The following is a 13713-nucleotide window of genomic DNA, read 5'->3' as shown; positions in this document are numbered from 1 at the left end:
TCAGCCCGCAGACTGCCGGACCGCCGCCCCGTCCAGGACCGCGCGCCACTCCGCGACCGCCGCGACGGAGACCGGCCCGTCCCAGCCGCCGGGGCGGGCCGCGCCGCCGATGTGGAAGGCGTCGATCCCCTCGGCGAGCAGCGCGGGCACATGGTCCAGCCGCAGGCCGCCGCCGACCATGATCTGCTGCTCGTAGCCGGGCTCACCGCCGCGCGCGGCCTCCGCGATCAGCGTGGACAGCCCGTCGTCCACGCCCGAGGCGGCACCCGCCGTCAGATACGTGTCGAGCCCCGGCAGCCCGTCCAGCCGCTTGCGCAGCGCGTCCCGGTCGGCGGCACGGTCGATCGCCCGGTGGAAGGTCCAGCGGCAGCCGTCCAGCTCGCCGACGACCCGCTCCACGGCGGCCAGATCGACCCCGCCCCGCGGATCGAGGAACCCGAGCACGAACTCCTCGACGCCGGCCGCCCGCAGCTCGCCCACGACGCCCACCAGCCGGTCCAGCCCCCGGGCGCCCCCCGCGCCGAATCCGTCCGCGAGTCGCAGCATCACGCGCGGCGGAATGTCCACGGCCGCGCGGATCCCGGCGACGGTACGGGCCGACGGGGTGAGCCCGTCGGCCGCCATGTCGGTGACCAGCTCGAGGCGGTCCGCGCCTCCGGCCTGAGCGGCGACCGCGTCCTCGACGTCGAGGGCGATCACCTCCAGGACTGCACGCATGCTCATAGGAGCCCTTCCCTCGATTTCCCCTGAAGCGGACAGGTCTAGTCCAATATCAGAGTACGCCGGTCGGCAAACCCACGGCCGGGAACCGGTCACCCGATGATGTTCAGCCCCGCCTTCCCGGCGCCCGCGAGCTCGTGGATCCCGTACCTCGTGCACATCGGCGGAGGTCGTGCCCGCTCCGCCGGACAATGGCCGTATGGCCGATCTCGATGCCCTGCGCTCCCGCTGGACCCGTGCCCTGGAGGGCGCCCGGAGCCCCGGTGGCGGTCCCGACCCGGTGCCGTATGCCGACGACCTGCTCAAGCGCTGGCGGGAGCCGCAGCGGCACTACCACACGCTCACGCACCTGACCGCGGTCCTCGATCACATCGACGTACTGGATGAATACGCTGCCGACCCGGACGTGGTGCGGCTGGCCGCCTGGTTTCACGATGCCGTCTACCTGCCCGAGCGCTCCGAGAACGAGGAGCGGTCCGCGCGCCTGGCCGAGCGGGCGCTCCCAGAGGCCGGAGTCGCCGACGCGAAGACCGCCGAAGCCGCCCGGCTGGTCCGGCTCACCGTCACCCACGATCCGGCCGACGACGACCGCGACGGCCAGGTGCTGTGCGACGCCGATCTGGCGATCCTCGCCGCGTCCCCGTCGGCGTACGCCGCCTACGCGGCCGGCGTCCGCGAGGAGTACCACTTCGTCCCGAACGACGCCTTCCGCGAGGGCCGTGCCGCCGTCCTGCGGCAGCTCCTCGCCCTGCCCCGCCTGTTCCGCACCCCGTACGGCGCGGAGCACTGGGAGGCGACGGCCCGCTACAACGTCACCTCGGAGCTGGAAATGCTGTCGCCCTGAGGCCCCGCCGCGCCTACCCTGCGCCGTATGCGTGCATGGGGCGGGGAGCAGGTGGAGCAGGCCGTCGCGGACGCCGTGGCGCTGCTGAGGACGGCGACGGACCGGGACTGGGACGGAGTGAGGGCCGGGCGGCCGGAGTGGAGCTGCCGGCGGACGGCGGAGCACATCGCGGGCGATCTCATCGCGTACGCCGGGCAGTTGGCCGGGCGGGCGCAGAACGCCTACGTCCCCTTCGAGATCACCCTCGACGAGGGCACCGGAAACGCGGACGTCCTGGACGTGATCGAGACGACCGGCGCCCTGCTCGCCGCCGCCGTCCGCACCACCCCGCGCGAGGTCCGGGCCTTCCACCCGTACCCCTTCCGCGGCGCGAACCGCGAGGGATTCGCCGCGATGGGAGTCGCCGAGGTACTGCTGCACACGCATGACATCGCGACCGGCCTGCACCTGGCCTACGAGCCGCCTGCCGAGCTGTGCGAGGACGTGCTGACCCGGCTCTTCCCCCACGTCCGGCCGGGCTCCGCACCCTGGCCGACGCTGCTGTGGGCCACCGGCCGCGGCGACCTGCCCGGCCGGCCGCCGGTCACCGAGTGGCGCTGGAGCAACCCGCCGGCCATACCCGCCGACCGGCTCACCCTGGAGGGTGTCACCCCCGCCGCCGCCCGCGATCTGAGCGCCGGCGGTGACGGCGGGTTCACGTGGGCCGAGGGCGGGCCCTACGAGGGCACGCGGGACGCCGCCGGGATGACCGTGAAGGCGTACGAGGCCGGGGCACACCGGCCCGAGTGGGGGATGTTCGTGCTGGTCCGCAGGGAAGACGGGTGCGCGGTCGGCGGGATGGGCTTCCACGGAGTGCCCGACGAGGAGGGGCGCGCGGAGGTGGGTTACGACCTCGCCGTGTCCGCCCGTGGCCACGGCTACGCGACCGAGGCCCTGCGCGCGCTGTCGGGCTGGGCGCTGGCCCGGGACGACGTACGGCTGCTGGTCGCGACCGTGGACCGCGTCAACCTTCCCTCCCAACGCGTCGTCACCCGCGCCGGTTTCGCCGCCGTGCGTGAGGGCGAGGAGGAGATCTTCTACGAACTGCGGCCCTGAACACGGCGCTTGGGGCGGCGCAGCCCCGCCGCGTACAGCAGCCGCACCACCTCGCGGCTGCTGACCTCGACCGCGCCGGCCGCCACCGCGTCGGCGTACCGGTGGGAGGGCAGGTCGTAGTGGTCCCGCTCGAAGGCCCGGCGGGGCACGCCCAACCTCTCGGCGAAGGTGTGGAGTTCGTCGTACGAGACGTCACTGACCAGGTGGGACCACATGCGGCCGTGACCCGGCCAGGACGGCGGGTCGATGTAGAGGGTCACGGTGCGACCGCCCGGCGCGGCGCCGTCACGACGTCGTGCTCCGGCCGGTGGCCTCCGCCAGCGCGCCCACCGGTGCCACCTTCACGCCCGCCTTGGAGCACACCCAGTGCGGGTCCGGCCCGAGTTCCGGCTCGACATCCAGCGCGTGCGGGTCGCCGTAGCCGCACACCGGGCACAGCGGCCAGCGGCCGTACCGCTCCAGGAGCGCGTCCTGGACGTCCTGCGCGACCAGACCCGCCACGTACTGGGCGCCTTCCGGCCACTGCTCCACCCACCAGCGGCGCTGGACGACGGAGTCCTCCACGAGCGAGACCACGTCCGCGTCGGCGACCTCGCCGGCGACCAGATCGGCGAGCACCAGGGCGCGGGCGGCGTGCAGGGCCTGCTCCAGGGGGCTGATGGGTTCCATGCCCCCCATTGTCACCCCGAAGTCACGGACCGGACACCGGTGACGGATCACGCACCGGCGGACTCCGCGCCGCCGGGGACCCGCTCTCTCCATCTCCCGCGCGCTGCCGGGCTGTTCACGGGAGCCCGGGCCAGGGCCGCTGGGGTTGTAAAGGGTTTCTTGACACACCCCTGGATGTAAAGGCACCCTTTACATGTGACCGATTCCCTCCCCCTCGCTTCCCTGAGTGCCCGGCTCGCCGAGCACGCCGCGGCCCTGGCCTCCGCGGTGGGCAGCCCGTTGGCCCCACCGGCCTACCTCGACCTGATCCGACACGCCCAGGACGTCGACGCCTTGGCGGAACAGGTGCTCAAGCTCTGCGTGCAGCAGTGCCGGGACGCGGGCCACACCTGGCAGGAGGTCGGGGACCTGCTCGGAGTCACCCGCCAGGCCGCATTCCAGCGGTTCGGCAAGCCCATCGACCCCCGAACGGGAGAACTCATGGACAAGACAGTGCGCATGACGGACGCCGCGGAGCGCGCCCTCGAGATCGTCACGGCCGTCCTCGAAGGCCGCATGGACGACGCCAGGCCGTCCTTCAACGCCGAGGTGCTGGCGGCCTTCACCGACGAGGTGCGGGGCAACGCGCTGGCGAGCGTCGCCGGACTCGTCGGCGCGTTCGAGGGCTTCGGCGAGGGCGAACCGTTCGTCCGGCGCATCGGCGATCACACCGTGGTGGACATCCCCCTGCGCTACGAGGCCGGTGAGATGAAGGCCCGGGTCGCCTTCGACACCGACGAGAAGGTCGGCGGACTCTTCATCCTCCCGCCCGAGACGCCGTGACCCGGCCGCTCCGACACCCCCACAGAGAGTCCATCCCGTGATTGCCTCCAGCCTCAACTCCTCGGCGGTCCCCTGGGCCGCGATCGCACCCCTGCTGGTCGCCGAGCTCGCTCTGCTCGTCTACTGCCTCGTCGACCTCGCACGGCACCGGAGCACCCGTCACCTGCCCCGCTGGGCCTGGGTGCTGACATGCCTCTTCGTGAACCCCGTGGGCCCGATCGCCTACCTGGTGGCGGGACGGAGCGAGGACCGATGAGCGGGCCGGCCGTGGTGACCGCGAACCTGGTGCGCGACTACGGGCACGGGGCGGGGCTGCACGGCGTGGACCTGGAGGTGCCGCGTGGCGGTGTCTACGGTCTGGTGGGCCCGAACGGCGCCGGGAAGACGACGCTCCTGTCCATCGTGGCCGGTCTGCGCCGCTTCGACGCGGGCGAGGTCCGGACGGCGGTCGGCGCGGGACGGATCGGGGTCTGCCCGGACACCCCCGAGTTCGAACCCTGGCTCACCGCGGCGGAGGTGGTGCGCCAGTCCCGCGGTCTGGCCGCGCGCGGCGCACGCCGGCGCCGCGGCGGGCCGGCGCACGACACCGGCGGGACCGCCCCCGACCCGGTCGCGGCCGTACTCGCCGAGGTCGGCCTGGCCGAGGCGGCCGACCGGCGCACGGGCGGCTTCTCCCGCGGTATGAAGCAACGGCTGGGCCTCGCGGTGGCGTTGGCGCTGGACCCCGAGCTGCTGATCCTCGACGAACCGTCCAGCGCGCTCGACCCGTCCGGGCGGGCGGAGGTGCTGTCCCTGGTCGCCGGTCTCGGCAGGACCCGCACCGTGATCTTCTCCAGCCATGTCCTGGCGGACGTCCAGCGGGTCGCCGACACGGTGGGCGTGCTCGACCGGGGCAGGCTCCTGTTCCAGGGGCCGGTCCGCGACCTGATCGACCGGTTCCTGCGGCCGGCCTGGGAGCTGCGCCTGCGCGCGGGCGGCGAGCAGCGGCTGGCCGAACTGCTGCGGCGGCAGGAGTGGGTCACCTCGGTGGCGGTGAACTCCGACGGATCCGTGCGCGTCGAAGCGTCGAGCACGGCGGTCGGTGAGCGCCGGCTGCCGCAGGCGATCGCCGCGGCGGACGCCGCGCTGATCAGCCTCCAACCGGTCGACGCCGACCTGGAGGCCGCGTTCCTGGCGCTGACCGGCGGACGGCACGGACAGGACGGACAGGACGGTCAGCACGTGGAGCACGGACAGCGGGAAGCGGATCGGACGGGTGCGGCGTGAACGAGCTTTCGCTGTGGCGGGTGGAGTGGCTTCGGCTGCTGCGCACCAAGAGGCTGATCGCGCTGCTGGGTGTCTTCGTGGTGTTCGGGTTCACCGGGCCGCTGCTCGCCCGGTACTCCGGGCAGCTGCTGGACCACGCCGGCGGCTCGGCCCAGCGGGTGAAGATCGTCTTTCCGCCCCCGGTCCCGGCGGACGGTGTGGCCCAGTACGTGAACAACGCGTTCGGGATCGGCCTCATCGTGGCCGTCGTCGTGGCGGCGTACGCGTGCTCGATCGACGCCAAGCCCGCGCTGGCGGTCTTCTACCGGACACGCGCCCGGCGCTTCGGCGATCTGCTGGTGCCGAGGTTCGCGGTCAGCGCCGCCGGGGCCGTGGGCGGCTACCTGGCCGGGCTGCTCGCCGCCTGGTACGAGACGGCCGTCCTGCTGGGGAATCCCGGTACGGCGGCCGTGGGCTGGACCGCGCTCACCGGCTCGGTGTACCTGGTGTTCGCCGTGGCGGTCACGGCGCTGGCCGGGACCCTGGCGCGCAGCACGCTCGGCACCGTCGGGTACGCGCTGCTCGTACTGTTCACGCTCCCGCTGCTCGGGGCGCTGCCGGGGGTGTCGCGCCGGCTCCCGACCGAACTGACGAAGGCGCCGGACGCGTTCCTGCGGCACACGGCGGCCGACCACGCGCAGCAGGCCCTGGCCGTCGCCGTGGTCCTCACGCTCGGCTGCGTGGTGGCAGCGGTCCTGCGGGGCGCGCGCAAGGAGGTGCGTTGACGTCCGTGTCGCGGAGCACGGGGCACGAGGCTCGGACGGCCACGTCGCGGCCACTGTTCGAGCCGGGCCTGCGGGGCCTTGGCGCGCGGCCTTGACCACGTGACCGTACGGAAAATACCTTTCACAGTGTGACCCAGGACGTGAAGGAAATTTTCGCAGGCGTGGGCGCCCCGGGCCTCACGCCCCCCGCACCCGCCGCCCTCGCGGCCAAGGTACGCACGCTCGCGCCCTCGATGACCCGCTCCATGCAGCGGGTCGCCGAGGCCGTCGCCGCCGACCCGGCCGGCTGCGCGGCCCTCACGGTCACCGGCCTCGCCGAGCTCACCGGCACCAGCGAGGCGACCGTCGTACGCACCGCCCGCCTGCTGGGCTATCCGGGTTACCGGGACCTGCGCCTGGCCCTCGCGGGCCTGGCCGCCCAGCAGCAGTCGGGGCGCGCGCCCGCCATCACGACCGACATCGCGGTGGACGACCCCATCGCCGACGTCGTCGCCAAACTCGCCTTCGACGAGCAGCAGACCCTGGCCGACACCGCCGCCGGCCTCGACACCATCCAGCTCGGCGCGGCCGTCACCGCGCTGGCCGCCGCCCGCCGCACCGACGTCTACGGCATCGGCGCCTCCGGTCTGGTCGCCCAGGACCTCACGCAGAAGCTGCTGCGCATAGGTCTGGTGGCGCACGCGCACAGCGACCCGCACCTCGCCGTCACCAACGCGGTGCAGCTGCGCGCGGGGGACGTCGCGATCGCCATCACCCACTCGGGTTCGACCGGGGACGTGATCGAGCCGCTGCGGGTGGCCTTCGAGCGCGGCGCGACCACCGTCGCCATCACCGGCCGTCCCGCCGCGCCCGTCACCCAGTACGCCGACCACGTCCTGACCACCTCCACGGCCCGCGAGAGCGAGCTGCGCCCGGCGGCGATGTCCTCCCGGACCAGTCAACTGCTCGTGGTGGACTGCCTGTTCGTCGGGGTGGCACAGCGGACGTACGAGACGGCGGCGCCCGCGCTCGCCGCGTCCTACGAGGCGCTCGCCCACCGGCACAGCCCGCGGGGCGGGACCCATCGCTCGTAGCGTTCGCAACGCTCGCAACGCTCGCAGCCGAGAACCGAACAAGCCCGGATCCGCACGGTCAGCCGTACCGCGACGCACGAAGAGAGCCGCCCCCTCATGACCTCCACGCCCCACTACCGCGAGCTGCGCACCGAGTTGGAGTCGCTGACGACCGAGGCGTTCCGCCCCGAGCTGGCGGAGATCGACCGGCTGCCGACGCTGGAGATCGCCCGGCTGATGAACGCCGAGGACACCACCGTGCCCGCCGCCGTGGCCGAGCGGCTGCCGCAGATCGCCGCCGCGATCGACGCGGTGGCGGAGCGGATGGCGCGCGGCGGCCGGCTGGTCTACGCCGGCGCGGGCACGGCCGGACGGCTGGGGGTCCTGGACGCCTCGGAGTGCCCACCGACCTTCAACACGCGCCCCTCCCAGGTCGTCGGGCTGATCGCGGGCGGCCCCCCGGCCATGGTGACCTCGGTCGAGGGCGCGGAGGACTCGAAGGAGCTGGCGGCCGAAGCGCTCGACGCCCTCGGTCTCACGCCGGACGACACGGTGGTGGGCGTCTCCGCCTCCGGCCGCACCCCCTACGCCATCGGCGCGGTGGAGCACGCCCGCGCCCTGGGCGCCCTGACCATCGGCCTGTCCTGCAACGCGAACAGCGCACTGGCGGCCGCCGCCGAGCACGGCATCGAGGTCGTCGTCGGCCCCGAACTCCTCACCGGATCCACCCGCCTGAAGGCCGGCACGGCGCAGAAACTGGTCCTCAACATGCTCTCGACGATCACGATGATCCGCCTGGGCAAGACCTACGGAAACCTGATGGTCGACGTACGGGCCTCCAACGACAAGCTCCGCGCCCGCTCCCGCCGTATCGTCGCCCTGGCCACGGGCGCCGCGGACGACGAGATCGAACGCGCCCTGACGGCCGCGGACGGCGAGGTGAAGACCGCCATCCTCACCCTCCTCGCCGGCACCGACGCCGCCACGGCGACCCGCCTCCTGCAACAGTCCGACGGCCATCTGCGCACGGCACTGGAACGGGCGGGGGACTGAGGCCGGCGGGCCCGGGACCGGTGGCGGGAACGAGCGGGCAGGCCGGGGGCTCCCTCACCGGCCGGGGCGTCCTACGCTGGAGGACACCATGAACCACGCCCAGCTCACCGCCCTAGGACGGGCTCTGCGTCTGCTCGGGGAGCATGGCGAGGCGCTGTCCGCGGACACGCCCGACGCCAGGCTGCACGAGATGAAGGCGGATCTCCGGCGCGCTCTCGACCTGCTGGACGAGACCGTCACGACGGCCGCGCCCGCCACCCGCTGCGCCGAGCATCCGAACGGGCCCGTCGACGAGAGCGCCCCCGACCTGTGTCTGCTGTGCGAGACCCGGCGCCGGGCCGCCCGCCGCTCCGAGGTCGACGGGGCGTACGCCTCGTACGCGCGCCGCGCCGCCGAGCCCGCGGCGACCGCCCCGTCCCGCTACGGCGTCCGCGAGGACCGGCCGCAGCCCCAGCAGCGATGGCTGCCGGAGCTGTGGAACGGTCGGGAGTGGCAGTTGTGCGGGACCCCGCGCCGGGACCGGCGCGAGGCCGAGCTGTTCATCGCCGCCCAGCGCCGGGCACCGCGCGCCGCGCCCGCCTACCGGCTCGTGCACGAGTTCACCGACTACGAGGTGGTGCGGATCTGGGGCCATCCCACACGGGCCGACATCGAGCCCATGGGCAACCCGTAGGGCCTACGGCACCTTCGCCCCGGCGGGCGCGGGCTCACCGGACGCCGACGGCTCACCCAGGGCCGCGGTGCGCGGGCGCGGGATGAAGGACGCGACCAGGAAGCCGAGCAGGGCGGCGCCGCCGCCGATGGCGAGGACCGTGCGGAAGCCGTTCTCGGAGGGCAGCGCGTAGGACCCGAACGCGGTGGTCATATGGGCCAGGACCACACCCGCCACCGCGCTCGCGACCGACGTGCCGATCGAGCGCATCAGGGTGTTGAGGCTGTTCGCCGCGCCCGTCTCGGACGCGGGCACGGCGCTCATGATGAGCGCGGGCATCGAGCCGTAGGTGAAGCCGATGCCGGCGCCGATCACACAGGACGTCAGGACGAAGTGCCAGACCTGGCTCATCAGGACGATGTTGAGGCCGTAGCCGCCGGCCACGATCAGCGCGCCGATCATCAGCGTCACCTTGGGGCCCCTGGTCCGCGAGACGATCGCCGACACCGGGGCGACGGCCATCATCACCAGGCCCGAGGGGGCCATGACCAGGCCGGAGGCCAGCAGCGACTTGCCGAGTCCGTAGCCGGTCTGCGCGGGCAGTTGCAGCAACTGCGGGATGACCAGGGACATCGAGAACATCGCGAAGCCGATGGCCACCGAGGCGAGGTTGGTCACCAGCACCTGACGGCGGGCCGTGGTGCGCAGGTCCACCAGGGGCGCCTCGACGCGCAGCTCGAACAGGCCCCAGGCGACCAGCACCACGACCGCCGCCGCGAACAGGCCGAGGGTCGTACCGCTGCCCCAGCCCCAGTCGGCGCCCTTGGAGATCGCCAGCAGCAGGCAGACCAGGCCGACCGCCATGCCGACCGCGCCGGGAAGGTCGAAGCGGCCGCCGGTGCGCACCGCCGACTCGGGCACGAAGCCCAGCACCAGCACCGCCGCCACGACGCCCAGGCCGGCCGAGACCCAGAACAGCATGTGCCAGTTGAGGTTCTCGGCGATCAGCGCGGCGGCGGGCAGCCCGAGGGCGCCGCCGACGCCGAGCGAGGCGCTGATCATCGCGGTCGCCGAACCGAGCCGCTCGGCGGGCAGTTCGTCGCGCATGATGCTGATGCCGAGCGGGATGACACCGGAGGCGAGGCCCTGCAGGGCGCGGCCGACGATCAACGGCGTGAGGGAGTCGCTCAGCGCGGCCGTGACCGAGCCGGCGACCAGCATGGCCAGGCTCAGCAGGAGCATGCGGCGCTTGCCGTACATGTCGCCGAGGCGGCCCATGACCGGGGTGGCCACGGCCGCGGCGAGCAGCGTGGCGGTGACGGCCCAGACGGTGTCCGACGCCGAGGCGTGCAGGAGCTGGGGCAGCTCGGGAATGATCGGGATCACGAGGGTCTGCATCAGCGAGACCACGATGCCGCCGAAGGCGAGTACGGCCACGACGGCGTTGGGCCGGGGCGCGGATTGCCCGGCCGCGGCGGGCCGGGCGAGTGCGTCGGACATGAAGGAAGGTCTCCGTCGGAGAGCGGGTGTACTTGACTCAGGCAACTTTAATTGAAATTGATTGACTTAAGCAAGCGAAATCCCGCCAGGAAGACCCGGCAGACCAGACCAGGCAGGCAGACAGACAGACCAGGCGGAGGCTCGCCGGACGAAGACCCGCCGGAGACCCGGCAGGCAGAGGGGCGGCGCCCGCCCTCCGGCAGCCACCGCCCCCACATCCGGGTCCGAGCCCCCGGGCCCGACCCGGCCCGGCTCAGCTCAGCGTCTTCAGCGCCGCCGCGTCGTACGGCTTCAGCTCATCGAAGCGGCCGCCGAGCACCTTCGCCGCCCACTCGGGGTCGTGGAGCAGCGCGCGGCCCACGGCCACCAGGTCGAACTCGTCGCGCTCCAGCCGGTCCAGCAGGTTGTCGAGGCTGCCGACCTCCGCGCCCTCGCCCTGGAACGCCTTGATGAAGTCGCCGTCCAGACCCACCGAGCCGACGGTGATGACCTGCTTGCCCGTCAGCTTCTTCGTCCAGCCCGCGAGGTTGAGGTCCGAGCCCTCGAACTCCGGCAGCCAGTAGCGGCGCGTGGAGGCGTGGAAGACGTCGACTCCGGCCGCCGCGAGCGGCGACAGGATCGCCTCCAGCTCCTCCGGGGTCTCGGCCAGGCGGGCGTCGTAGACGTCCTGCTTCCACTGCGAGTACCGGAAGAGGACCGGGAAGGAAGGCGAGACGGACTCGCGCACCGCGGCCACGATCTCGGCGGCGAACTTCGTACGGGCCACCGGATCGCCGCCATAGGCGTCGGTACGGCGGTTGGTGCCCGCCCAGAGGAACTGGTCGAGCAGATAGCCGTGGGCGCCGTGCAGCTCCACGCCGTCGAAACCGATGCGCTCCGCGGCGGCGGCCGCCTCGGCGAACGCGCCGATGACGTCGTCCAGGTCCGTCCGCGTCATCGCCCTGCCGGTGACCTCGGACTCGCCGACGCGCAGCCCGGAGGGGCCCACCGCGGGCGCGTCCGGGAACGGCTGCTGGCCCGGCCGGCGCACCATGCCGATGTGCCACAGCTGCGGCACGATCGTGCCGCCCGCCGCGTGCACGGCCTCGGCCACCTTGGCCCAGCCCGCGAGCTGCTCCTCGCCGTGGAAACGCGGCACGCGGTCGCTCTGCCCGGCCGAGTCGTGCCCCACATAGGTGCCCTCGGTGACGATCAGGCCGACGCCCGCGGCGGCGCGGCGGGCGTAGTACGACAGCACATCCTCGCCGGGGACGCCGCCCGGCGAGAACATCCGGGTCATCGGCGCCATCACGATCCGGTTGGGGACGGTGAGGCCGTTCAGAGTGACGGGGCGGGAGAGGATTCCGGCCGCGCGGGAGGCGGACTCGGAAGCGGACTCGGAAGCGGTGGAGGTCACGTGGGGGGGCTCCTCGGAATCGTGGTCGGTACCGGCCGGCGCGCACACGCGTCCGCCGGGCACCGGCGTCAACTGCCCCGCCTGTCACGGCATTCCGCCGATCCACTCCTGTGACCCGGAACACGCCCGAGGGCGGCACCCCCTGTCTCCAGGGAGTGCCGCCCTCGGTACGTGAAGGACGGATCCGATCCTCGAGGGGATCAGAAGTCCATGTCACCGCCCGGCATGCCGCCGCCGGCCGGCGCGGCGGCCTTCTCCGGCTTGTCGGCGATGACGGCCTCGGTGGTGAGGAACAGCGCGGCGATGGAGGCGGCGTTCTGCAGCGCGGAACGGGTCACCTTCGCCGGGTCGATGATGCCCTCGGCGACCAGGTCGACGTACTCGCCGGTCGCGGCGTTCAGGCCGTGGCCCGGGGTGAGGTTGCGGACCTTCTCCACCACGACACCGCCCTCGAGGCCGGCGTTGACGGCGATCTGCTTGAGCGGGGCCTCCAGGGCGAGCTTCACGGCCTGCGCGCCGGTCGCCTCGTCACCGTCGAGCTCCAGCTTCTCGAAGACGTTGGTGGTCTGGAGCAGGGCCACGCCACCACCGGCGACGATGCCCTCCTCGACGGCCGCCTTGGCGTTGCGCACGGCGTCCTCGATGCGGTGCTTGCGCTCCTTGAGCTCCACCTCGGTGGCGGCACCGGCCTTGATGACCGCGACGCCGCCGGCGAGCTTCGCCAGGCGCTCCTGCAGCTTCTCGCGGTCGTAGTCCGAGTCGCTGTTCTCGATCTCGGCGCGGATCTGGTTGACCCGGCCGTTGACCTGGTCGGAGGAGCCGGCGCCGTCGACGATGGTGGTCTCGTCCTTGGTGATGACGACCTTGCGGGCGCGGCCCAGGAGGTCCAGGGTCGCGTTCTCCAGCTTGAGGCCGACCTCCTCGGAGATGACCTCGCCGCCCGTGAGGATGGCGATGTCGCCGAGCATGGCCTTGCGGCGGTCGCCGAAGCCCGGGGCCTTGACGGCGACGGACTTGAAGGTGCCGCGGATCTTGTTGACGACCAGGGTCGACAGGGCCTCGCCCTCGACGTCCTCGGCGATGATCAGCAGCGGCTTGCCCGACTGCATGACCTTCTCCAGGAGCGGGAGCAGGTCCTTGACCGAGGAGATCTTGGAGTTGGCGATGAGGATGTACGGGTCCTCGAGCGACGCCTCCATGCGCTCCATGTCGGTCGCGAAGTAGGCGGAGATGTAGCCCTTGTCGAAGCGCATGCCCTCGGTGAGCTCGAGCTCCAGACCGAAGGTCTGCGACTCCTCGACGGTGATGACGCCTTCCTTGCCGACCTTGTCCATGGCCTCGGCGATGAGCTCGCCGATCTGGGTGTCGGCGGCGGAGATGGAGGCGGTGGAGGCGATCTGCTCCTTGGTCTCGACCTCCTTGGCCTGGTCGAGCAGGGCGGCGGAGACGGCCTCGACGGCCTTCTCGATACCGCGCTTCAGGGCCATCGGGTTGGCACCGGCGGCGACGTTGCGCAGGCCTTCCTTGACCAGGGCCTGGGCGAGCACGGTCGCGGTGGTCGTACCGTCACCGGCGACGTCGTCCGTCTTCTTGGCGACTTCCTTGACCAGCTCGGCGCCGATCTTCTCGTACGGGTCCTCGAGCTCGATCTCCTTGGCGATGGAGACACCGTCGTTGGTGATCGTGGGGGCACCCCACTTCTTCTCGAGGACGACGTTGCGGCCCTTGGGGCCGAGGGTCACCTTGACGGCGTCCGCGAGCTGGTTCATGCCGCGCTCGAGGCCTCGCCGCGCCTCCTCGTCGAACGCGATGATCTTGGCCATGTGAAGTGGTCCTCCCAGGACTGGGGGTGATTACTTCGGACCGCGCCCGCGCCCGCG

The 13713-nt window shown here is 72.7% G+C and carries 15 protein-coding genes; 9 read left to right on the top strand and 6 right to left on the bottom strand.

All coding sequences use genetic code 11. The features are described 5' to 3' along the window. Entirely contained in the window at positions 1-723 is a 723-nt protein-coding gene (locus TNCT6_RS16915) for a copper homeostasis protein CutC (RefSeq protein ID WP_141360153.1), read from the bottom strand. 196 nt (positions 724-919) lie between these two features. On the opposite strand from TNCT6_RS16915, the gene TNCT6_RS16910 reads away from it, so the two are divergent. Beyond that, entirely contained in the window at positions 920-1564 is a 645-nt protein-coding gene (locus tag TNCT6_RS16910; RefSeq protein WP_141360152.1) for a hypothetical protein, read from the top strand. 27 nt (positions 1565-1591) lie between these two features. Next, complete coding sequence (locus TNCT6_RS16905; protein WP_172632926.1) at positions 1592-2659, top strand: GNAT family N-acetyltransferase; 1068 nt, start codon at positions 1592-1594, stop codon at positions 2657-2659. Here TNCT6_RS16905 and TNCT6_RS16900 read toward each other — a convergent pair. Continuing rightward, positions 2641-2919 carry a DUF4031 domain-containing protein gene (locus tag TNCT6_RS16900; RefSeq protein ID WP_141360151.1) on the bottom strand — a complete coding sequence of 93 codons (279 nt, stop codon included), beginning with the start codon at positions 2917-2919 and terminating at the stop codon, positions 2641-2643. The genes TNCT6_RS16905 and TNCT6_RS16900 overlap by 19 nt on opposite strands. 25 nt (positions 2920-2944) lie before the next feature. Beyond that, a complete protein-coding gene (locus tag TNCT6_RS16895) occupies positions 2945-3328 on the bottom strand; it encodes a hypothetical protein (protein ID WP_141360150.1) in 384 nt (127 codons plus the stop codon). A gap of 195 nt (positions 3329-3523) precedes the next feature. Between TNCT6_RS16895 and TNCT6_RS16890 the strand changes: the two genes are divergently transcribed. From TNCT6_RS16890 to TNCT6_RS16860, 7 genes are all read left to right on the top strand, one after another. Beyond that, positions 3524-4150, top strand: coding sequence for a DUF3887 domain-containing protein (locus TNCT6_RS16890; protein ID WP_141360149.1), 627 nt, complete (start codon positions 3524-3526; stop codon positions 4148-4150). 37 nt (positions 4151-4187) lie between these two features. Beyond that, a complete protein-coding gene (locus TNCT6_RS16885; RefSeq protein WP_216372784.1) occupies positions 4188-4406 on the top strand; it encodes a PLD nuclease N-terminal domain-containing protein in 219 nt (72 codons plus the stop codon). Continuing rightward, complete coding sequence (locus tag TNCT6_RS16880) at positions 4403-5416, top strand: ABC transporter ATP-binding protein (protein WP_141360148.1); 1014 nt, start codon at positions 4403-4405, stop codon at positions 5414-5416. The genes TNCT6_RS16885 and TNCT6_RS16880 overlap by 4 nt, the downstream gene beginning before the upstream one ends. Beyond that, positions 5413-6180, top strand: coding sequence for a hypothetical protein (locus TNCT6_RS16875; RefSeq protein WP_141360147.1), 768 nt, complete (start codon positions 5413-5415; stop codon positions 6178-6180). The genes TNCT6_RS16880 and TNCT6_RS16875 overlap by 4 nt, the downstream gene beginning before the upstream one ends. A 128-nt stretch (positions 6181-6308) precedes the next feature. Then, on the top strand, positions 6309-7253 hold the full coding sequence (locus TNCT6_RS16870; RefSeq protein WP_141360146.1) for a MurR/RpiR family transcriptional regulator: 945 nt from the start codon (positions 6309-6311) through the stop codon (positions 7251-7253). A gap of 96 nt (positions 7254-7349) precedes the next feature. Beyond that, positions 7350-8285 carry an N-acetylmuramic acid 6-phosphate etherase gene (gene murQ / locus TNCT6_RS16865; protein WP_141360145.1) on the top strand — a complete coding sequence of 312 codons (936 nt, stop codon included), beginning with the start codon at positions 7350-7352 and terminating at the stop codon, positions 8283-8285. A gap of 88 nt (positions 8286-8373) precedes the next feature. Beyond that, positions 8374-8958 (top strand): hypothetical protein, encoded by a 585-nt coding sequence (locus TNCT6_RS16860; RefSeq protein ID WP_141360144.1) that lies wholly within the window; start codon positions 8374-8376, stop codon positions 8956-8958. 3 nt (positions 8959-8961) lie between these two features. On the opposite strand, the gene TNCT6_RS16855 is transcribed toward TNCT6_RS16860, so the two are convergent. From TNCT6_RS16855 to groL, 3 genes are all read right to left on the bottom strand, one after another. Further along, the gene (locus TNCT6_RS16855; RefSeq protein ID WP_141360143.1) at positions 8962-10437 is read right to left on the bottom strand and encodes an MFS transporter; all 1476 of its coding nucleotides are present in this window, start codon (positions 10435-10437) and stop codon (positions 8962-8964) included. Positions 10438-10690: 253 nt separating this feature from the next. Next, positions 10691-11833 (bottom strand): NADH:flavin oxidoreductase, encoded by a 1143-nt coding sequence (locus TNCT6_RS16850; RefSeq protein WP_141360142.1) that lies wholly within the window; start codon positions 11831-11833, stop codon positions 10691-10693. Positions 11834-12033: 200 nt separating this feature from the next. Beyond that, positions 12034-13656: a chaperonin GroEL gene (gene groL / locus TNCT6_RS16845; RefSeq protein ID WP_141360141.1), complete on the bottom strand. Its 1623-nt coding sequence runs from the start codon at positions 13654-13656 to the stop codon at positions 12034-12036. Between the last annotated feature and the right edge of the window lie 57 nt (positions 13657-13713).

This window comes from Streptomyces sp. 6-11-2 (assembly GCF_006540305.1).
In the GTDB taxonomy this organism is placed as follows: Bacteria; Actinomycetota; Actinomycetes; order Streptomycetales; family Streptomycetaceae; genus Streptomyces.
This window is presented reverse-complemented; position numbering and strand designations above follow the sequence as displayed.

What these genes read in the sequence shown, in the direction of transcription:
- TNCT6_RS16880 (WP_141360148.1), top strand. Translation starts at nt 4,403, where the DNA reads ATGAGCGGGCCGGCCGTGGTGACCGCGAACCTGGTGCGCGACTACGGG.
- TNCT6_RS16860 (WP_141360144.1), top strand. Translation starts at nt 8,374, where the DNA reads ATGAACCACGCCCAGCTCACCGCCCTAGGACGGGCTCTGCGTCTGCTC.
- TNCT6_RS16915 (WP_141360153.1), bottom strand. Translation starts at nt 723, where the DNA reads ATGAGCATGCGTGCAGTCCTGGAGGTGATCGCCCTCGACGTCGAGGAC.
- groL (WP_141360141.1), bottom strand. Translation starts at nt 13,656, where the DNA reads ATGGCCAAGATCATCGCGTTCGACGAGGAGGCGCGGCGAGGCCTCGAG.
- TNCT6_RS16895 (WP_141360150.1), bottom strand. Translation starts at nt 3,328, where the DNA reads ATGGAACCCATCAGCCCCCTGGAGCAGGCCCTGCACGCCGCCCGCGCC.
- TNCT6_RS16910 (WP_141360152.1), top strand. Translation starts at nt 920, where the DNA reads ATGGCCGATCTCGATGCCCTGCGCTCCCGCTGGACCCGTGCCCTGGAG.
- murQ (WP_141360145.1), top strand. Translation starts at nt 7,350, where the DNA reads ATGACCTCCACGCCCCACTACCGCGAGCTGCGCACCGAGTTGGAGTCG.
- TNCT6_RS16855 (WP_141360143.1), bottom strand. Translation starts at nt 10,437, where the DNA reads ATGTCCGACGCACTCGCCCGGCCCGCCGCGGCCGGGCAATCCGCGCCC.
- TNCT6_RS16905 (WP_172632926.1), top strand. Translation starts at nt 1,592, where the DNA reads ATGCGTGCATGGGGCGGGGAGCAGGTGGAGCAGGCCGTCGCGGACGCC.